The sequence below is a fragment of the Mycobacterium asiaticum genome, assembly GCF_001668675.1.
GTDB lineage: Bacteria > Actinomycetota > Actinomycetes > Mycobacteriales > Mycobacteriaceae > Mycobacterium > Mycobacterium asiaticum_D.
Genome location: NZ_LZKQ01000155.1, coordinates 1 through 19,179, shown reverse-complemented (window position 1 = coordinate 19,179; position 19,179 = coordinate 1). Strand labels below are relative to the sequence as shown.

At 65.6% G+C, this 19,179-nt stretch carries 20 protein-coding genes and 1 pseudogene; 11 read left to right on the top strand and 10 right to left on the bottom strand.

What is annotated here, in order from left to right:
* Positions 1–602: pseudogene (locus A9X01_RS30500) on the top strand (hypothetical protein); the annotation flags it as partial.
* Between the two features lie 2 nt (positions 603–604).
* Complete coding sequence (locus A9X01_RS13750; protein ID WP_065121311.1) at positions 605–1,297, top strand: hypothetical protein; 693 nt, start codon at positions 605–607, stop codon at positions 1,295–1,297.
* 40 nt (positions 1,298–1,337) lie between these two features.
* On the opposite strand, the gene A9X01_RS13745 is transcribed toward A9X01_RS13750, so the two are convergent.
* A complete protein-coding gene (locus A9X01_RS13745) occupies positions 1,338–1,799 on the bottom strand; it encodes a hypothetical protein (protein ID WP_253849126.1) in 462 nt (153 codons plus the stop codon).
* A 283-nt stretch (positions 1,800–2,082) separates the two neighbouring features.
* Here A9X01_RS13745 and A9X01_RS13740 point away from each other — a divergent pair, with 283 nt between their 5' ends.
* The 4 genes from A9X01_RS13740 to A9X01_RS13725 all read left to right on the top strand — a co-directional run bounded on the left by A9X01_RS13740 (position 2,083) and on the right by A9X01_RS13725 (position 5,527).
* Complete coding sequence (locus A9X01_RS13740; protein ID WP_065121310.1) at positions 2,083–2,364, top strand: hypothetical protein; 282 nt, start codon at positions 2,083–2,085, stop codon at positions 2,362–2,364.
* Positions 2,365–2,454: 90 nt separating this feature from the next.
* Positions 2,455–3,594 (top strand): hypothetical protein, encoded by a 1,140-nt coding sequence (locus A9X01_RS13735; protein ID WP_065121309.1) that lies wholly within the window; start codon positions 2,455–2,457, stop codon positions 3,592–3,594.
* Positions 3,591–4,373, top strand: a complete 783-nt coding sequence (locus tag A9X01_RS13730) for an SDR family oxidoreductase (protein WP_065121308.1) — start codon at positions 3,591–3,593, stop codon at positions 4,371–4,373. Before A9X01_RS13735 ends, A9X01_RS13730 begins: the two co-directional genes overlap by 4 nt.
* Positions 4,373–5,527 (top strand): sulfotransferase family protein, encoded by a 1,155-nt coding sequence (locus A9X01_RS13725; protein ID WP_065121307.1) that lies wholly within the window; start codon positions 4,373–4,375, stop codon positions 5,525–5,527. Before A9X01_RS13730 ends, A9X01_RS13725 begins: the two co-directional genes overlap by 1 nt.
* A 96-nt stretch (positions 5,528–5,623) precedes the next feature.
* On the opposite strand, the gene A9X01_RS13720 is transcribed toward A9X01_RS13725, so the two are convergent.
* On the bottom strand, positions 5,624–6,073 hold the full coding sequence (locus A9X01_RS13720; RefSeq protein WP_065121306.1) for a hypothetical protein: 450 nt from the start codon (positions 6,071–6,073) through the stop codon (positions 5,624–5,626).
* Between the two features lie 11 nt (positions 6,074–6,084).
* Positions 6,085–7,251, bottom strand: a complete 1,167-nt coding sequence (locus A9X01_RS13715; RefSeq protein ID WP_065121312.1) for a 3-ketosteroid-9-alpha-monooxygenase, oxygenase component — start codon at positions 7,249–7,251, stop codon at positions 6,085–6,087.
* Between the two features lie 127 nt (positions 7,252–7,378).
* On the opposite strand from A9X01_RS13715, the gene A9X01_RS13710 reads away from it, so the two are divergent.
* On the top strand, positions 7,379–7,912 hold the full coding sequence (locus A9X01_RS13710; protein WP_065036599.1) for a gamma carbonic anhydrase family protein: 534 nt from the start codon (positions 7,379–7,381) through the stop codon (positions 7,910–7,912).
* A 5-nt stretch (positions 7,913–7,917) separates the two neighbouring features.
* On the opposite strand, the gene A9X01_RS13705 is transcribed toward A9X01_RS13710, so the two are convergent.
* The 5 genes from A9X01_RS13705 to A9X01_RS13685 are packed head-to-tail and all read right to left on the bottom strand — an operon-like array spanning position 7,918 to position 12,474.
* Complete coding sequence (locus A9X01_RS13705; RefSeq protein WP_065121305.1) at positions 7,918–8,334, bottom strand: nuclear transport factor 2 family protein; 417 nt, start codon at positions 8,332–8,334, stop codon at positions 7,918–7,920.
* Positions 8,331–9,212 (bottom strand): TIGR03619 family F420-dependent LLM class oxidoreductase, encoded by an 882-nt coding sequence (locus A9X01_RS13700; protein WP_065121304.1) that lies wholly within the window; start codon positions 9,210–9,212, stop codon positions 8,331–8,333. The genes A9X01_RS13705 and A9X01_RS13700 overlap by 4 nt, the downstream gene beginning before the upstream one ends.
* On the bottom strand, positions 9,212–10,402 hold the full coding sequence (locus tag A9X01_RS13695; protein ID WP_065121303.1) for a thiolase family protein: 1,191 nt from the start codon (positions 10,400–10,402) through the stop codon (positions 9,212–9,214). Before A9X01_RS13695 ends, A9X01_RS13700 begins: the two co-directional genes overlap by 1 nt.
* On the bottom strand, positions 10,402–11,463 hold the full coding sequence (locus A9X01_RS13690) for a thiolase family protein (protein WP_065121302.1): 1,062 nt from the start codon (positions 11,461–11,463) through the stop codon (positions 10,402–10,404). Before A9X01_RS13690 ends, A9X01_RS13695 begins: the two co-directional genes overlap by 1 nt.
* A gap of 15 nt (positions 11,464–11,478) precedes the next feature.
* The gene (locus tag A9X01_RS13685; RefSeq protein WP_065121301.1) at positions 11,479–12,474 is read right to left on the bottom strand and encodes a Zn-ribbon domain-containing OB-fold protein; all 996 of its coding nucleotides are present in this window, start codon (positions 12,472–12,474) and stop codon (positions 11,479–11,481) included.
* A 61-nt stretch (positions 12,475–12,535) separates the two neighbouring features.
* Here A9X01_RS13685 and A9X01_RS13680 point away from each other — a divergent pair, with 61 nt between their 5' ends.
* Positions 12,536–13,567 carry an LLM class F420-dependent oxidoreductase gene (locus tag A9X01_RS13680; protein WP_065121300.1) on the top strand — a complete coding sequence of 344 codons (1,032 nt, stop codon included), beginning with the start codon at positions 12,536–12,538 and terminating at the stop codon, positions 13,565–13,567.
* Between the two features lie 57 nt (positions 13,568–13,624).
* Here A9X01_RS13680 and A9X01_RS13675 read toward each other — a convergent pair whose 3' ends face one another.
* On the bottom strand, positions 13,625–14,335 hold the full coding sequence (locus tag A9X01_RS13675) for an acetoacetate decarboxylase family protein (protein WP_065121299.1): 711 nt from the start codon (positions 14,333–14,335) through the stop codon (positions 13,625–13,627).
* A 45-nt stretch (positions 14,336–14,380) separates the two neighbouring features.
* Here A9X01_RS13675 and A9X01_RS13670 point away from each other — a divergent pair, with 45 nt between their 5' ends.
* Positions 14,381–15,622 (top strand): cytochrome P450, encoded by a 1,242-nt coding sequence (locus tag A9X01_RS13670; protein ID WP_065121298.1) that lies wholly within the window; start codon positions 14,381–14,383, stop codon positions 15,620–15,622.
* Positions 15,623–15,712: 90 nt separating this feature from the next.
* Here the strand turns inward: A9X01_RS13670 and A9X01_RS13665 are convergent, their stop codons facing one another.
* The gene (locus A9X01_RS13665; protein ID WP_065121297.1) at positions 15,713–16,531 is read right to left on the bottom strand and encodes a crotonase/enoyl-CoA hydratase family protein; all 819 of its coding nucleotides are present in this window, start codon (positions 16,529–16,531) and stop codon (positions 15,713–15,715) included.
* A gap of 64 nt (positions 16,532–16,595) precedes the next feature.
* Between A9X01_RS13665 and A9X01_RS13660 the strand changes: the two genes are divergently transcribed.
* Positions 16,596–18,248, top strand: a complete 1,653-nt coding sequence (locus A9X01_RS13660; protein WP_065121296.1) for an acyl-CoA synthetase — start codon at positions 16,596–16,598, stop codon at positions 18,246–18,248.
* Positions 18,245–19,012, top strand: coding sequence for a fructosamine kinase family protein (locus tag A9X01_RS13655; protein WP_065121295.1), 768 nt, complete (start codon positions 18,245–18,247; stop codon positions 19,010–19,012). Before A9X01_RS13660 ends, A9X01_RS13655 begins: the two co-directional genes overlap by 4 nt.
* Positions 19,013–19,179: the final 167 nt, after the last annotated feature.

Sequence of the window (19,179 nt, the reverse complement as noted above, 5' to 3'; positions counted from 1 at the left end):
GCGAGTTCGGCACCGCCGAGAACGCCTGGGCGGCATTGGCGATGCTGCTCTGCGCGTTGCCCGCGGCGGGCCCGGCGGCGGCGGTGGCGGTCACGGGGGTGGCGGTGGCGCACCACACGGCGGCGGTCCCGGCGGTGGTGGTCCCGGCGGTGGCGGCCACGGTGGTGGCGGCGCCGGTCCCGCACCGCACGGCGGCGGCGGTCCCGGTGGTGGTGGCCACGGTGGTGGCGGCCCCGGTGGTGGTGGCCACGGCGGTGGGCCCGCGCCTCAGGCTGGTGGCGGCGGCAACGGTCCTGGTGGCGGTGGCCCTGGCGGCGGCGGCCCTGGTGGTGGTGGCCACGGCGGTGGGCCCGCGCCTCAGGCTGGTGGCGGCGGCAACGGTCCTGGTGGCGCTGGCGCCGGCGGCGGTGGCCACGGTGGTGGACCCGCACCGCAGGCTGGTGGCGGCGGCAATCCCGGCGGCGGTGGCCCCGGGGGCGGTGGTCCTGGCGGTCGCGGCGGCGGACCGGCAACCTCACCCGGCCAAGGTGGCGGACATGGCGGGCTCGGCCCCCAGGGACGCAGCCCCAAGCCTCCGGCCACCGAGTTGCGTGGCGGCCTAGGTGTGGCGGGCGGCCCGAAGGCCGGTGTCAACGGCAGCCTGCGCGGCCCGGGAGCCAACGTTCGTGGGGCATTCCGCGGCACCGGCGCCCCGGCCCTCGACTTCCGCGGGCCGTTCCGCGGACCGGGCGGACCTCGCGCCGACTTCCGTGGCGGAGTCCGACTCGGTGGCATGGCGGCCGGCAACTTCCGGGCACCCTTCCGAGGGCTGGGGGCGCCACCATTCGGACGCTGGTGGGGCCCACGCGGCGATTTGGGTATCAACCTGCGCGGACCCTTCGGCGTCGGCGCCAACCTCAATTGGCGCTCCGGCTGGCGGGGCGGCCCGGCTTGGCACTTCCGCGGCGATTTCCGCGGGCCGTTGGCACCGGTAGGGGATCGGCTCTGGGACGTGGCGTTCCGGAGGCCGGGCCTGCACCTGCTGGCGCCGCCGTGGCACGGCGGTCCGGCACCGTGGGGCCTGGGACGCGCGCCGTGGGGCTGGGGGGCTCCCCCACCGCCTCCGCGGGGCTGGGGTAATCCGCTCAGGGCTGCCTTGGCTCCATTCGGTGGCTGGGGCCCGTGGCCGCCACCGGCAGGCTGGGTCGCGCCCACCCTCAACTACCTGGGGTACTCCGTGCTGCCGGTGTGGGACCCCTACTACCAGGGCTGGGGGTTCTGGCTCTACGGAATCTGGGTCCCGCTACAGCCTTACTGACGGGCCTTTGCCGGCGGTCTTTTACGGACCGCCAGGTATGTCACCAGCCGATACCGAGCTGTTGGCAGGTGGCCAGCGTCCCGCCGTAGGCGACGATGCTGTCAGTCCAGGCGGCCTCGTCATACTGCGTCCCGGGCCCGGGCCGAACACTGGCCACGAACAACTGCATGTCGTCGATGTAGCGCTGCAACGCCCGGGTCGACAGGCGTGGCGGGCTTGCGTGCGCGTCGAGCGCCTGCTGGGTACGTCGCGCCCAATCCTGGGTGTCGGTGACGAACTTCGGCAGGGCCGCGTCGCGTTCCGGTGAACCGGCTTCGCCGGTGGCCAGAAACGCGTTGCTGCGGTCGTCGTTCTCCTTCATCAGGGGGCCGATCGCCTGACACAGCGCCTTGTCCGCGTCCGCTACCGAGGGCGGTTTCGGTGGGCCGGGCGGCGGTGCCGGCTCGTCGAACAGCGCGATCAGCGAAAGCACCAGCGCAACCGTTGCCAACAGAACAGCCACTAGGACGCCCAGCGTCGTCCGGGACGGGCGCTGGAATTGGCGGGGTTCAGGATTGAAGTCGGGCCGTACCGGCGGCGGTGCGGACGGTCTCGTGTCATGGGTGAACTGACCGGTCGGCGGCGGAGGCCGGAAACCACCCGTCCGTCGAGCTGGATCGAAATCCCCACCTTGAGTGCTCATGTAAATCCAGCGTAGTACCCCCCGCGAGCCGCCCGTCAGGCCTCGCGGGCCGGGCGGCGGCGCGCGTAGCCTCGAATACAGGTCCCGGATAGGAGGAACGACCATGAGCAAAGGTCTGGTGATCGGCGGTCTGTTGGGCGCCGTCGTCTCGGCAATGATCGCCATGCCCGTGGCAGCCGCGGATCCGCAGCAGTGCAATACCACCTTCGGTCAGACTGCGTCCGAACAAGTCCAGGGCTATCTGGATCGGCATCCGGACGTGAAGGCGGAGATCACCGCTCGGTCCCAAGCGTCGGGTTCGGGTACCAATCTGGTGGATTACCTCAACCGGCACCCGGACGTTCGGCAGGCGTTGGTCACGCTGGCCAACCAGTGCACCTCCTGAGGTGATCAGGCTTCGTCCAAAAGCGCCGCTGCGACGCGGGAAAATGTTCGCGGTTGACTCAAAATAGGAACACGTTCTAGCGTCAAAGTCGTGTCCGCTCCCCTCTTCTCAAATCCACTGACCGAAGCCATCGCGGAAGCCGAGAATCTGGTTGCTGCCGCGCCGCATATCGAGACCGAAGCCGACCTCCTCGAAGGCCTGCAATACCTGGCCGGATGCGTGGCCGGGTGCATGCATCTGGCATTCGACTACGAGCGCGACCACCCGTTCCTGCAGTCCGGCACGGGGCCGTTCACCAAGATGGGGTTGGACAACCCCGACACCCTCTACTTCGGCACCCGGGTGCACGCCGACCGCGACTACGTGGTCCGGGGCGTTCGCGGCACCACCACCGATCTGAGCTTTCAGCTGCTCGGCGGGGAGTACACCGACGACAACGTGCCGGCCAGCCAGGCCGCGTTCGACGACCGCGAGCTCGACATCGCCTCCGACGGTAGCTTCGAGTGGCGGGTGCGACCGACCAGTCCGGGTCAGTTGGTGATCCGTGAGGTGTACGGCGACTGGGGTGCGCGGCGAGGCACGTTGACCATCGAACGGTTGGACACCGCGGGTACCGCGCCGCCACCGCTGACTCGCCAGCTCATCGAAAAGCGTTACGCGACAGCCGGAAAGCAGCTGGTGAACCGGGTGAAGACCTGGCTGCAGTTCCCGCAGTGGTTCTACCTCAAGATCCCGGTCAATACGATGGTGCCGCCGCGGCTCACGCCCGGCGGTTTGGCCACCCAGTATTCGTCCGTCGGTCACTTCGAGTTGCGCCCCGATCAGGCCCTGGTGATCACCGTGCCGGTGAGCGATGCCCCTTACCTCGGCTTCCAGTTGGGCAGCATGTGGTACATCTCGCTGGACTACATCAACCATCAGACGTCGCTGAATAACACTCAGGCGCAAGCGGATCCGGACGGCAGGGTTCGTATCGTGGTCAGTGACCAGAACCCGGGCGTCACCAACTGGGTGGAGACGCTCGCTCACCGCCGCGGGTTCCTGCAGTTTCGTTGGCAGCGGGTATCCCGAGAGCTCACCGAGGCGGACGGTCCCACGGTGCAGCTGGTCGACGTCGACGCGGTGCCGGCCGCGTTGCCCTATTACGAGCACAACAAGATCTCCGAGGACGACTGGCGGGCGCGAATTGCGCTGCGACAACAACAAATTGCGGCGAGGATGCTGGGATGACGAATCTGCTCGACGGCAAGGTAGTGGTGATCAGTGGTGTGGGTCCGGGGCTGGGCACCACGTTGGCGCGCCGTTGTGCGCTCGAGGGCGCCGATCTGGTGCTGGCGGCCCGCAGTGTGGACCGCCTCGATGATGTGGCCAAGCAGGTCGTCGACCTCGGCCGCAAGGCGGTGGCGGTGCGCACGGACATCACCGACGACGACCAGGTGAAGAATCTGGTGGACGCCACCCAGCAGGCTTACGGCAAAGCGGATGTGCTGATCAACAACGCATTTCGTGTCCCCTCGATGAAACCGTTGGCCGGCACCACGTTCCAGCACATTCGGGATGCGATCGAGCTGAGCGCGTTGGGTGCCCTGCGGCTGATCCAGGGCTTCACCCCGGCGTTGGCCGAGGCGAAAGGGTCCGTCGTCAACGTCAACTCCATGGTGATCCGGCACTCACAGGCCAAGTACGGGGCCTATAAGATGGCCAAGTCCGCGTTGCTGTCCATGTCGCAGTCGTTGGCCACCGAATTGGGGGAGCAGGGCATTCGGGTCAATTCGGTTGCGCCCGGGTATATCTGGGGTGACACGTTGCAGGGCTACTTCAACCACCAGGCGGGCAAGTACGGCACCACCGCCGAACAGATCTATCAGGCCACCGCCGCCAATTCCGACCTCAAGCGGCTGCCCACCGAGGACGAGGTGGCGTCGGCCATCCTGTTCATGGCCAGTGATTTGTCCAGCGGTATCACCGGGCAGACGCTGGACGTCAATTGCGGGGAGTACCACAACTGATGGCTGATCTCGCTGGCCGGACCGATATCGGCACCGTCGACGACCTGCACGCGTCGGCAACCAAGCTGACCGGGCTGGACGATTTCGGGTCCGACGACGACAACTACCGCGAAGCCCTTGCCGTGCTGCTCGACGCGTACAAGCGCGAGGCGGGCCTGACGGTGTTGGGCAGCAAGATGAATCGGTTCTTCCTGCGCGGTGCGCTGGTGGCCCGGCTCTTGTCCCAGGCGGCGTGGAAGCAATACCCGGCGCATGCCGACGTCCCCATCGAGCGACCGATCTTCGTGACGGGACTGGTGCGGACCGGAACCACGGTGCTGCACCGGCTACTGGGGGCGGACCCGGCGCATCAGGGCCTGCACCTGTGGCTGGCCGAGTTCCCGCAGCCGCGCCCGCCGCGGGATACCTGGGATTCGAATCCGTGGTATCGCCAACTGGACGCGCAGTTCACCCAGCACCATGAGGAGAACCCGGATTACACCGGGCTGCATTTCATGGCCGCCTATGAGCTGGAGGAGTGCTGGCAGCTGCTCCGGCAGTCGCTGCATTCGGTGTCGTACGAAACGCTGGCCCACGTACCCAGCTATGCGCAGTGGCTATCGCGGCAGGACTGGACCCCGTCGTACCAGCGGCACCGTCGCAACCTTCAGCTCATCGGTCTCAATGATGTCGACAAGCGATGGGTGCTGAAGAACCCCAGTCACCTGTTCGCGCTGGACGCGTTGATGGCGACTTACCCCGACGCGCTGGTGATTCAGACCCACCGGCCGGTGGAGACGATCATGGCCTCCATGTGCTCGCTGGCTCAGCACACGGCCGAGGGATGGTCTACGACGTTCCACGGGGCTCAGATCGGTGCCGATGCCATGGAGACCTGGTCGCGGGGCTTGGAGCGCTTCAATACCGCTCGGGCCAAATACAATCCGGCGCAGTTCTGCGATGTCGACTACAACGACCTGGTCAGTGATCCGTTGGGAACCGTCGCCGAGGTGTACCGCCACTTCGGGCTGACGCTCACCGATGAGGCACGAAAAGCCATGGCAGACAGTCACGCCGAAAGCCAGACCGGGGCCAGGGCGCCGAAGCACAAATATTCACTGGCGGATTATGGGCTGACCGCGGAGGCGGTCAAGGAGCGCTTCGCCGGGCTGTGAGCGACGGGGCCTTGGGTCCCGGGGGCATGTGAGGCTGTGCCCGCCTTGCAGCGACAATGTCGTTGTCTGACGGCAGGATTGATGAAATCGCAGTGCTCAGTCGTCCGTGTCGTCGTGCTCGAGGATGCCTTCGGCCACCGCGTGTTCGATGCTGTCGGCCAGCCGCGGACAGGCCCGGGTGCGCGCCGGGTCGCCGCCGGCGGCCCGTACTTCGGCGAAGTGCGCGCAACGCTGGGAAGCATCGCTACTCCATTGCACCGCAGTGTGTCCCGGCCCGAGCCTGCGCACCGTCACCGTGACGTGACAGAACCGGCAATCCACCGGTTGCAGGCCGATGCTCAGGTAGCGTTCCCGGTCTGCTCTGCTGGCCTCGGCAACCTCGGCCGCGCGCCGCGGATCGTTGCTGAAATCCCTTGACTTCGACCAAGACCCGGACCCTGGCCGCTGCGAGCGTGGCTCATCGTGATCGTGGTGATCACCGTGCAGCAGCAACATCGACCGCGCCAGCCGGTCGACGTCGGGGACGTCCGGTCGATCCTCAGACATGGTGACCGGGGTTACTGAGCCGGTACTTCGTCCGAGACCGACTCTTCGGCATCGCGGGCCTTGAGATTCTCGGCAACCTCTTTGTTCCAGAATTCGTTCGCCCGGGTGGTGTCCACCTCGATCTCGAAGCGCTCCACCATTTCCGGCTGGATGTCGGCCACGTCGACATAGAACTGCTGATACCAGCGGCGCAGCTGGTAAACGGCGCCGTCCTCCTCGACCAGCAGCGGGTTGTCGATCCTGGTCTTGTGCTTCCAGATCTCGACGTCCTGCAGGAAGCCCTTGCTGACGCCGTCGGTGAATACCCGGGACAGCTTCTCGGTCATCTTTTCGTCCATGCCCTTGGGCTTTTCGACGATGACACCCCACTGCAGCACGAAGGAGTTCTGGGTGACCGGGTAGTGGCAGTTGATCAGGATCGACTCGGCCTTGTAGTCGCCGTATTTGTTGTGCAGCCAGTTGATCATGAACGATGGCCCGAAGTACGAGGCTTCCGAATCCAGGTGCGCCTCACCGTAAGAGGTGCCGAGATCGTTGACGTCGGGCCGGCCGACGTTGTGCAGGTACTGCGAGGCGATGTGGCCCTCGAAGACGTTCTTGAAGTACGTCGGCAAACCGAAATGGATGTAGAAGAAATGCGCCATGTCGGTGACGTTGTCGATGATGTCGCGGCAGTTGGAACCCTCGATGAGGATGCTGTTCCACCGCCACTCGGTCCACTCGTCGCTGCTGGCTTCGGCGAGCTCCGGTATGCGCACCGCGGGGTCGGGTGGGTTGCCTTCGTGGTCGTGCCAGACGAACAGCAGGCCGCTGCGCACATCGGTGGTCCACGAGCGGGTACGCGCCGTCTTCGGCGTGCGTTTGGCGTACGGCACCAGCTTGCAGCGGCCGTCACCGCCCCAGCGCCAGTCGTGGAAGGGGCAGGCAACCTCGTCGCCCTTGATGGTGCCTTCCGACAGGTCGCCGCCCATGTGCCGGCAGTAACCGTCCAGCACCTTCAGATCACCGTGCGAGTCGGCGAAAACCACCAACTTGGTGCCGAACGCATTGACCGAATGCGGCTTGCCGTCTCGAAAGTCCTTTGCGACGCCCAGGCAGTGCCAGCCCCGGGCATACCTGGTCGGCAAGGCGCCGGGATCGATCTCCCGGACACCGACGCCGCTTGTGTCGGTACTCACCCTGGTCACCTCCAGATTGCGGGCTGATTATTAGAACACGTTACAGTTTTGTGCCGGGAGTCCGCAACGACGGTCGAGTCTGGCTGTGTTAGCCAGCAGCGTATGCGCTTTGCGGTATATGTAATTGATGCCGCTGTATTCCTTCGAGGGTCGTTCACCAAAAGTCGACCCCACCGCCTTCGTGGCGCCGACCGCAACCCTGATCGGCGACGTCACCGTCGAGGCGGGGGCGTCGGTCTGGTACAACGCCGTCTTGCGCGGCGACTACGCGCCGGTGGTGATCCGGGAAGGCGCCAACGTGCAGGACGGCTCGGTGTTGCATGCCCCGCCGGGCATCCCCGTCGATATCGGACCGGGAGCCACGGTGGCGCATCTGTGCTGCATCCACGGCGCACACGTCGGCAAGGAGGCGCTGATCGCCAACCACGCCACCGTGCTGGACGGCGCCGTGATCGGCGCCCGCTGCATGGTGGCGGCGGGTGCGCTGGTCACCGGAGGCACACAGATCCCAGCCGGAATGCTGGTGACCGGAGCGCCGGCCAAGGTGAAAGGCCCGATCGAAGGGACTGGCGCCGAGATGTGGGTGAACGTCAATCCGCAGGCCTATCGCGACCTGGCTCAGCGGCATCTGGCGGGCGTGGAGCCGGTCGAGAGCGAATAAGGCGGCTACGGCTCGATCTTCTTGGTGCTGGCCGCCGCGCGTTCCATCTCCCAGTAGGCGCGCAACGCCACCAATTGGCCCTCGTCATTGGCCTTGTAGGTGAACACGCCCTCGGCAGTGACCTGGTAACCGCCGGTGGAGATCAGGATGTGCCCGACGTTGGCCTCCTCGTTCCCGCACTGATAGCTGTCCCGGAAGACGAACTCGATCTTGTCGGTGGGGGCGATGGCCAGGTCCCAGAAGGCCGAGATCGCGTCCCGTCCCCGGTGTCCTTTGCCCTCGGGGTCGAAAGCCGAAGGACCGATGGGGTCTTCGACGATCGCGTCGTCGGCGAACACCGCCAACCAGGCGTCCTTGTCGCGGGCGGCGACCGCTTCGCGGGAACGGCGCCCGGCCTCGTGGGCCGGGTGGGGGTGGCTCACTGGTCCTGCCAGCCCGAATGGATGTAGGTCTCGGCGAAGCGCTTCAGCGAGTCCTGCTTCTTGTCCAGTGGAGCATCGAAGCTCAACCCGTCGAAGACCCACGGGATGGTGATGTAATCGGTGACGCCGATCTCGACGAGCTCACGATGCCCGTCCACCCCAAACTTGTCCATGCACACGGCCTGGTACTCGAACGGGTCATCGGCACGGCCGTTCTCGGCCAGCAGCGTCTTGAGCTTGCCGATGGTTTCGTCCAGTTGCGCGTGCGTCATCATCGCGCTGGTCCAGCCGTCGCCGACCCGGACCGCGCGCTTGAGCGCCACGTCGGTGTGACCGCCGACGTAGAACGGCACCGGCTCGCTGGGTGCGGGGCTCATCTGCAGGCGGTCGAAATCGTAGAACTCGCCGTGGAATTCGACCATGCCGCCGGCGAGCACCAGCTTGATCACCTCGATCATCTCGTCGACGCGCTTGCCGCGGCGCGCGTAGGGCACTCCACACCACTCGAATTCCTCGGGCGCCCAGCCGATTCCGACGCCGAAGCCGAAGCGGTTATTGGTCAGGTTGGCCACCGAACCGACCTGGCGGGCCAGCAGCAGCGGGTTTCTAGATCCGAGCTTCATGACGTTGGTGTAGAACCGCAGCTTGGAGGTGACCGCGCCCATCGTGCCGGCCAGGATCAGCGGGTCGACCCAGGGACTGTTCTCGTCGAACATCCGCTTCCCGTCGGCGGTGTACGGGTAGTCGACGGACTGCTTCTCGAAGTAGAAAATCGAATCCGGCAACGCGATCGAGTCGAACCCGACCTCCTCGGCGGTCTTGGCGAGTTCGGTCAGTTGGTCGATCGGGCTGAACGCGATGCTGAGGGTGTATTTCATCATGCGGTTTGGCTCGGCTTGTCACGTCCGACCACCCACATCGAGTAGTACTGCGAGCCCCCGCCGTAGGCGTGTCCAAGCGCCTTGCGCACGTTGGGGACCTGGTGGTCGCCACCCTTGTCCATCACCTGAATTGCGGCCTCGGCGAAGCGAATCAGGCCGGAGGCGCCGATCGGGTTCGACGACAACACCCCGCCGGACGGGTTGACCGGTAGCCGGCCGCCGATGGCGGTCTCACCGGCCTCGGTCAGCTTCCAGCCTTCGCCCTCGGGGGCGAATCCGAGGCTTTCCAACCACATCGGCTCGAACCAGGAGAACGGCACATAGATTTCGGCGGCGTCGATCTCGTCGATGGGACTGGTGATGCCGGCGGCCTTCCACAGTGCGGCGGCCGCGTCCCGGCTGGCCTGCGGGCTGACCTGATCGCGGCCGGCAAACTGCAGAGGCTCGGTGCGCAGCGCCGTGGCGTGGATCCAAGCCACCGGATGTCCTTCCGCCAGACGGGCATCGGCGATCTCTTCGTTGCCGATCACCACCGCGCAGGCACCGTCGGACGACGGGCAGGTCTCGTCGAAGCGGATCGGATCCCAGAGCATGGGGGATTGCATCACCTTGTCGACGGTGATGTCGGGTTGATGCAGGTGCGCCAACGGGTTACGGGCACCGTTGAGCCGGTCCTTGACCGCGACCATCGCGCCGATATGCGTGGGCGCGCCGGAACGCCGGATGTACGACCGAACGTGCGGTGCGAAATACCCGCCCGCACCCGCGCCGACCGGCTTGATGAACGGGATGGGAATCGACAACGCCCACATGGCATTCGACTCGGACTGCTTCTCCCACGCCATCGCCAGCACTCGGCGGTACTTGCCGGATTGGACCAGGCTGGCGGCCACCACTCCGGTGGATCCCCCCACCGAGCCGGCGGTGTGTACCCGGATCAACGGTTTGCCGGTGGCGCCCACGGCATCGGCCATGAACAACTCCGGCATCATGACGCCCTCGAAGAAGTCCGGCGCCTTGCCCACCACAACGGCGTCGATGTCGTCGAACGTCGAACCCGAATCCGCCAGCGCCCGGTCGATTGCCTCACGCACCAGGCCGTTCATCGAAACGTCCTTGCGCTTGGCGACGTACTTGGTCTGCCCGGTGCCCAATACCGCGGCCAGGTTTGCCCCTGCGCCTGCCATCAGTTCTTCCCTTCCAGGACCGCGACCAGATTCTGTTGCAGCGCGGGGCCACTGGTGGCATGCGCCAGTACCCGCTGTGCCGACCCGTTCCAGATGTGTTGCGCCGCAAAACCGATCCGCTCCAAACCGGCGACGAACATCGGGTTGGCCGCCAGCGCACCACCGGAGGGGTTGACCTTCGTCGAACCACCCAGACCGATGGCCTCGGCCAGGATCAGGTGCTGGTGGGTGAACGGCGCATGGATTTCGGCGACGTCCACGGCGGCATCGCCACCGGTGGCGGCCTTGGCCGACGCGGCCGTGGACGGTGAGGTGGTGAGGTCGCGAGCGCCCAGGACCGGCGTCTCGATGCGATGCTCGATTCCCGTTATCCAGGCCGGGTTTTCGCGGAGCTCTCGCGCGCGGTCGTCGGCGGCCAGCACGATCGCTCCGGCGCCGTCGGTGATCGGAGCGATGTCGTGCCGTCGTAGCGGGTCGTTGAAGAACGGCCGGGCCAGTAACTCGTCGATGCTCTTGGCGGGCTTTTCCGAGTCATTGCGTTCGGCGTACGCGAACGAGTCCAACGCGACCTGCGCCATCTGTTCGGCCGTCCACTTTCCGGAGTCCAGTCCGATGCGGGCCTGTAATCCGGCCAGCGACACCGAATCCGGCCATAGCGGTGCGACGGTGTAAGGGTCGGTTTGCCGGGACAGGATTTGGCGCAGCACCCCTGCCGACGATTTGCCGAACCCGTACACCAGCGCGGTGTCGACCTCGCCGGTGAGGATCTTGATGTAGGCCTCATACAGGGCCCAAGCCGCGTCCATCTCGACGTGCGACTCGTTGATGGGCGGCACGGCGCCGATCGAGTCGATTGCCGAGATGAAGGAAAAGGCGCGCCCGGCAAGGTAATCCGAGGAGCCCGAGCACCAGAAACCGATGTCGGTTTGGCTGATCCCCAGCTCCTGGTAAAGCTGGGCGAAACACGGCATCAGCATTTCGACGCCGTTGGTGGTGCCGTCGGTACGGCGGACATGCGGCGCGTAGGCGAAGCCGACGACCGCGACATTGCGTTCGCTCATTGGTGAGTAAGCCCTTTACAGGTGGTGCTTGTAGGTGTCGTAGTCGGCGTCCGGTTCGCCGGTCGGCCGGAAATACTCGATGTTGTCGATGCCGAAGCCCCATTCCTCGCGGGGCCGCCATACCGCCTCGACGCGCATGCCCATCCGCACTTCGTGCGCGTCGATGTCGGCGACCAGGTGCAGGAACGGGATGTCGGCGCCGTCGAGCAATACATAGGCCGCGACGTAGGGCGGCTTGATGCGTTGACCCTGGAACGGGATGTTGATGATCGCGAACGTCGTCACGGTGCCCTTGTCCGGCAACTCGACGAAATCGGTGGTGGGCAGACCGGTGGCGGGGTCGGCGCCGTGCGGAGGGAAGTACACCTTGCCGTTTTCGCCGGTCTTGGCGCCGAGCAGCCGGCCCTCGGCGATGGCGCGCAGGTAGGCGCTCTCTTCGTGGGACGCGGTGTGCTGGATCGTCAGCGAGATCGGGGTGACGATCATGGTCACCGGGTCCTGGTCGGAAGAGGCCTGGGGTCCCTCGGGTTCGGCGTCTTCACCCAGTTGGAAGTACGCGATATCGGTGATGGCGCCTACGGTCTCGTCGGCCCAGTGCACGTGCACCCGGTCACCGGTCTTGATCGCGTCCGGGGAGCCGGCGTCGACCGCGTGCAGCAGGGGAGTGTCGGCCCCGTCGAGCTTGATCAGCGCCCAGGCGAACGGCCGGTCCAGCGGTTCGCCGCCGAGCGGTTCAGGCTGCCAAGTCCAGGACACCACCGTGCCGACGCTGGACACCGGTACCATCTCGCCCAGCGGTTCGTAGGTGACCGGGTCGTATTCCGGCGGCGGCACGTGCACTCGGCCATCGGACCCGCGCACTCCCAGAACGCGGCGCTCACGCAGTGCAGTGAAGAACTTCCCTAGCGTGGGACCCACTGAACGGGTGTAGTCGAAGGACAACGTTAACGGTGCGGAGAGAGGCGGCTCAGGGTGATCGATCAGGGCCGGGCCGCTCGAGCTGGCTGTCACACCTTCGAGTAGAACAGGTTCTAAGAGTGGTTTCAACATCCGCTTCAAGGAGGCGACAATCGTGAAGCTCGGACTGCAACTCGGGTACTGGGGCGCTCAGCCGCCGGAGAACCATGCGGAGCTCGTCGCCGCGGCCGAAGAGGCCGGCTTCGATGCGGTGTTCACCGCCGAGGCGTGGGGTTCGGACGCCTACACCCCGCTGGCCTGGTGGGGATCGTCGACGCAACGGGTGCGGTTGGGCACCTCCGTGGTGCAGTTGTCCGCGCGCACCCCTACGGCGTGCGCGATGGCGGCGCTGACGCTGGACCACCTCAGCGGCGGCCGGCACATCCTCGGACTGGGCGTGTCCGGCCCGCAGGTGGTCGAAGGCTGGTACGGGCAGCGCTTCCCCAAGCCGTTGGCACGCACCCGGGAATACATCGACATCATTCGTCAGGTCTGGGCCCGCAAGGAGCCGGTGACCAGCGCCGGACCGCACTACCCGTTACCGCTGAATGGAGAGGGCACAACGGGTTTGGGCAAGGCTCTCAAACCGATCACACATCCGCTGCGCGCCGACATCCCGATCATGCTGGGCGCCGAGGGACCCAAGAATGTCGCGCTGGCCGCCGAGATCTGCGATGGCTGGCTGCCCATCTTCTACTCGCCCCGTATGGCGGACACTTACAACGAATGGCTGGACGAGGGGTTCGCCCGGCCGGGTGCGCGCCGCAGCCGCGAGGACTTCGAGGTGTGCGCGACGGCGCAGGTGGTGGTGACCGACGACCGGGCCGGAACGTTCGCCGCCGTCAAGCCTTTCCTGGCGTTGTACATGGGTGGCATGGGCGCCGAGGACACCAACTTTCACGCCGACGTCTACCGCCGGATGGGTTACTCCGAGGTGGTCGACGACGTGACCAGGTTATTCCGGTCGAACCGCAAGGACGAAGCCGCGAAGGTGATTCCGGACGAACTGGTCGACGACGCCATGATTGTTGGCGACCTGGACTACGTGCGTAAGCAAATTGTTGCCTGGGAGGCCTCTGGCGTCACCATGATGGTGGTGGGTGCTCGCACCGTTGAGCAGGTACGAGACCTGGCTGCGCTGACCTGACGGTCACCCTTGCGGGGTAGCTAGAACACGTTCTAGATTGGCCCGATGGGGCTGGTCTCAGAGGGCGTGTGCGTCGCCGAAGGACATCTCTACGTTGGCCGCCGACTGGGTCATCAGCGCCCGCTTGGGCAACCCCAGCGTCGCCAGTTCCTTCGCATAGGGATGGTCGCCGAGACGGATCCGGGCGCCACCGAGACGGGTCCGGACGCCCGATGTCTGCATCGTCGAGGAGATCTCCCGGGTCACTCCGTCCAGGTGGGAGTACGTCGTCAGGGACTGCTGGGCAGGTGCCGGATGCGGCAGCCCGCGGCCGAATTCGATCCCGGAGATCAGCTGGCCGTCGGCGCTGACATCGAAGGCGAACTTGCGGCCCTCTCGAACGTTGAAGTCCGCCATGATCTTTGGATAGCCCCAAATGGTCCGGCCGGCTTCCAAAGTGAATTCCTGGTCGACCGGCAGCTGATGGATGAAGGTGGCGGCCTTGGCCATCGCCCGGATTCCGCTGGTGTGAGTGCCGGGTTTGTTGACCATGAAAGCGGTGCCGTATTCGTGATACTTGCCCAGGTCGCCGTCGATGTAGCGGACCAGCAGCTGCAGGAGGATGGCCCGACCGGGCAGGTACTCGAAGATTTCCAGACCGCTGTAATCGATCAGGCGCTGGGCCGCTTTGGCGTCGACCGAGAACATCGCGGAGTGCTGGTCGGCTTTGCGGATGACCACCGGCATGGTGAGGACGGTGCCGGCGATGGTGTGTTGCGAGACAGACATAAGGCTTACTGTAATGGGCTCGAGGACGAAAACTGGAGGCTGTAGATGACTGATGTTGTTGGGAAGACCTTCCCTGACGCCCCGCCCGAGATCCGCAACATCGATCTGGCGGACGGCAACTTCTACGCCGACGGTGTTGCGGCGCGTGAGGCTTACCGCTGGATGCGCGCCAACCAGCCGGTGTTTCGGGATCGCAATGGATTGGCCGGTGCCACAACGTATCAGGCGATTCTGGACGCCGAGCGCAACCCCGAGTTGTTCTCCAGCACCGGCGGCATCCGACCGGATCAGCCGGGCATGCCGTACATGATCGACATGGACGACCCCGCGCATCTGGTGCGGCGCAAGCTGGTCAATTCCGGCTTCACCCGGAAGCGGGTGAAGGACAAGGAGGCTTCGATCGGCGAGTTGTGCGACACACTGATCGACGCGGTGTGTGAACGCGGCGAGTGCGACTTCGTCCGTGACATCGCCGCCCCGCTGCCGATGGCGGTGATCGGCGACATGCTGGGGGTACTGCCGTCGGACCGCGCCATGCTGCTGAAGTGGTCGGATGATCTGGTGTGCGGGCTGAGTTCGCACATCGACCCCACGTCGGCAGAGTTTCAGACGGTGATGGAGGCCTTCGCCGCCTACACGGCGTTCACCATGGACCTGATCGGCAAGCGTCGCGCCGAGCCAACCGACGACCTGTACTCGATCCTGATCAACGCCGAGGTCGAGGGTCAGCGGATGTCGGACGACGAGATCGTCATGGAGACGCTGCTGATTTTGATCGGTGGCGACGAGACCACCCGGCACACCCTCAGTGGGGGTACCGAACAGTTGCTGCGGCACCGCGACCAGTGGTCGGACCTGGTGGACGACGCCGCGCTGTTGCCGGGTGCGATCGAGGAGATGCTGCGCTGGACGTCGCCGGTGAAGAACATGTGCCGGACGCTGACGGCGGACACGGAGTTTCATGGGACGTCGTTGAACGAGGGCGAGAAGATCATGCTGCTGTTCGAGTCGGCGAACTTCGACGAGTCGGTGTTCGATCAGCCGGAGAAGTTCGATATCCGCCGAAACCCAAACAGCCACTTGGCATTTGGTTTCGGGACCCACTTCTGTATGGGTAATCAGCTCGCGCGCCTGGAACTGTCGCTGATGACCTCTCGGATTCTGAAGCGCCTGCCCGACCTGCGTCTTGCCGACGAGTCGGCATTGCCGCTGCGGCCGGCCAACTTCGTGTCCGGGCTCGAGTCGATGCCGGTGGTCTTCACCCCGACAGCTCCGCTCAACGCGTAGCCTCCCAGGGCGCGAACCGAACCACGCTGCGAGATTCGGCACGGAATTTCGCAGCCAGGTTCGGGTCGTGAGCCCGGTGGCCTGCGACGTTTAGCGGTTCTTGAACTGAGGCTTGCGCTTCTCGGCGAACGCGCGCGGACCTTCCTTGGCGTCCTCGGACAGGAAGACCTGAATGCCGATCTGTGTGTCGATTTTGAAGGCCTCGTTCTCGTGCATGCCTTCGGTCTCGCGAATCGTCCGCAGGATCGCCTGGACGGCCAGCGGCCCGTTGTTCTCGATGATCTCGGCGAGCTCGAGCGCCTTGGTCAGCGCCTGGCCGTCCGGAACGACGTGGCCGATGAGCCCCATCTCCTTGGCCTCGGCGGCGGTGATGTGCCGTCCGGTCAGCAGCACGTCGCAGGCGACGGTGTAAGGAATCTGCCGCACCAGTCGGACGGCCGACCCGCCCATCGGGTACAGGCTCCATTTGGCCTCCGAGACGCCGAACTTGGCGCTCTCGCCGGCGACGCGGATGTCGGTGCCCTGCACGATCTCGGTGCCGCCCGCGATCGCCGGTCCCTCGACCGCCGCGATGAGGGGTTTGGTCAGTCTGCGGCCCTTGAGGAGGGCGTCGATGCGCGACGGGTCGTAGCTGCCGTCCTTGAAGGAGTCGCCGGGTGGTTTCTTGGTTGCAGTCTTGAGGTCCATGCCGGCACAAAAGTAGCCACCGGCCCCAGTGAGGATGCAGCACCGGATGTCGTCGTCGTTGTCGACGCGGTCCCACGCTTCGACCATGATCTGCATCATTTCGGTGCTCAGAGCGTTGCGGGCGTGTGGCCGGTTCATGGTCACGATGAGGGTGTGACCCCGCTGCTCGACCAGCGCGTCCTTTTCTGAGGGTCCCGAATCGTTTGCTGGCGACTCTGCCACGGCTGTTGCCTCTTCCTCGACATGGGGTGTGAGCTTGTCAAGAAATGTAACACGTTCTAATTTGGTGACCGTGGCATTGAACATTGCTGACCTCGCCGAGCACGCCATCGACGCTGTGCCGGACCGTGTAGCCCTCATCTGCGGTGACGAGCAGTTGACCTACGCGCAACTGGAAGAGAAGGCCAACCGCCTCGCGCACTACCTGCTCGAGCAGGGCGTGCAGAAGGACGACAAGGTGGGGCTCTACTGCCGGAACCGCATCGAGATCGTGATTGCGATGCTGGGCATCATCAAGGCGGGCGCCATCCTGGTCAACGTCAACTTCCGTTACGTGGAGGGCGAGCTTCGCTACCTGTTCGACAACTCGGACATGGTCGCGCTTGTGCATGAGCGCCAGTACTCCGACCGGGTCGCGAACGTGCTGCCGGACACCCCGAACGTCAAGACGGTGCTGGTGGTCGAGGACGGGTCGGATAACGACTTCCAGCGGTACGGGGGAGTGGAGTTTTACTCCGCGATCGCCGACAGTTCGCCCGAGCGCGACTTCGGCGAGCGCAGCGCCGACGCGATCTATCTGCTCTACACGGGTGGGACCACGGGCTTCCCGAAGGGCGTCATGTGGCGCCACGAAGACATTTACCGGGTATTGTTCGGCGGAACCGACTTCGCGACAGGCGAATTCGTCAAGGACGAGTACGACCTGGCCAAGGCCGCGGCCGCGAACCCGCCGATGATTCGCTACCCGATCCCGCCGATGATCCACGGCGCCACCCAATCAGCGACCTGGATGTCGCTGTTCTCCGGCCAAACGACAGTGCTGGCACCGGAATTCAACGCCGACGAGGTTTGGCGCACCATTCACAAACACAAAGTGAACCTGCTGTTCTTCACCGGTGACGCCATGGCGCGGCCGCTGCTGGATGCCTTGCTGGCACATCAGGATGCCGGCAACGAGTACGACCTGTCGTCGCTGTTCCTGCTGGCTTCGACGGCCGCGCTGTTCTCGCCGAGCATCAAGGAGAAGCTCCTTGAGCTGCTACCGAATCGGGTGATCACCGACTCGATCGGCTCGTCCGAGACCGGCTTCGGCGGCACCAGCATCGTCGCCAAGGACGCCCCGCACAGCGGTGGACCGCGGGTCACCATCGACCACCGCACCGTCGTGCTCGACGAGGACGGAAACGAGGTGAAGCCGGGTTCGGGGGTGCGCGGGTTCATCGCCAAGAAGGGCAACATCCCCGTCGGCTACTACAAGGACGAGAAGAAGACGGCCGAGACGTTCAAGACGATCAACGGTGTGCGTTACGCGATTCCGGGTGACTATGCGTTGGTCGAGGAAGACGGCACCGTCACGATGCTCGGTCGCGGTTCGGTGTCAATCAATAGCGGCGGAGAGAAGATCTACCCCGAAGAGGTCGAGGCGGCGTTGAAGGGTCATCCCGACGTGTTCGACGCGCTGGTGGTCGGTGTGCCTGATCCTCGCTACGGCCAGCACGTGGCCGCCGTCGTGCAAGCCCGCGAAGGTGCGCGCCCCTCGCTGGCGGAGCTGGACAGCTTCGTGCGATCGGAAATCGCGGGATACAAAGTGCCGCGCAGCCTTTGGTTCGTCGACGAGGTGAAGCGCTCACCGGCCGGAAAACCGGACTACCGCTGGGCCAAGGAGCAGACCGAGTCGCGGCCGGCCGACGACGTGCATGCGGCGCACGTGTCCGCTTGATCGAATACGTCAAGCACCACCGCGGAGCGCCGCACGACTATTTCGGTTGGGAGGCCGCAGGGCTCGAGTGGCTCGCGGCTGCTGATGGCGGGGTGCCCTGCGCCGACGTGATTTCTGTCGGCCCGACCAGTCTCACCCTGCGGCGCCTGGAATCAGTGCCGCCGAGCGCCGAGGCGGCGCACGTGTTCGGTGCTCGCTTGGCGATTACGCATAACGCGGGCGCTTCGGCATTCGGCTCAGGTCCCGCCGGTTGGGAGGGTCCGGGTTTTTTCGGTCCGCTGTCACAGCCGCTACCCATGTCGCTGCGTCCGCATCGCCGATGGGCCACCTTCTACGCGAACGAGCGGCTGGCGCCGATGGCCGAACTCGCCGCACCTCGGCTCGGCACTTCGACCCGCGGATTAATCGACAGCGTTATTGCTCGGTGCCACGACGGTCACTATGACGACGATGACCAACCGGTGAGGCTGCACGGTGACCTGTGGAGCGGAAACGTGATGTGGACCCCCGACGGGGTGGTGTTGATCGACCCGGCCGCCCATGGCGGCCACCGCGAGACCGACCTGGCGATGCTTGCGCTGTTCGGCTGCCCGCACTACGGCGACGTCTTGACCGCCTACCAGGAAGTGCATCCGCTGGAATCCGGATGGTTGGACCGGCGTGGACTGCATCAACTTTTCCCGCTCCTCGCTCACGTGGTGCTATTTGGAAGTGGGTATGCAGGGCAGACGCATGACGCTGCCCGCGCCGCTCTAAAAGCCTGATGGCGGCCGCCGACCGTTGGGCAGCGGCGGACGGCGCGGCTCCTCCTCCCGCCACCTCCGCGGCGGGCATCGTCGACGCGCTGGGCCGATGGCGCGGCTCCTCCTCCCGCCACCTCCGCGGCGGGCATCGTCGACGCGCTGGGCCGATGGCGCGGCTCCTCCTCCCG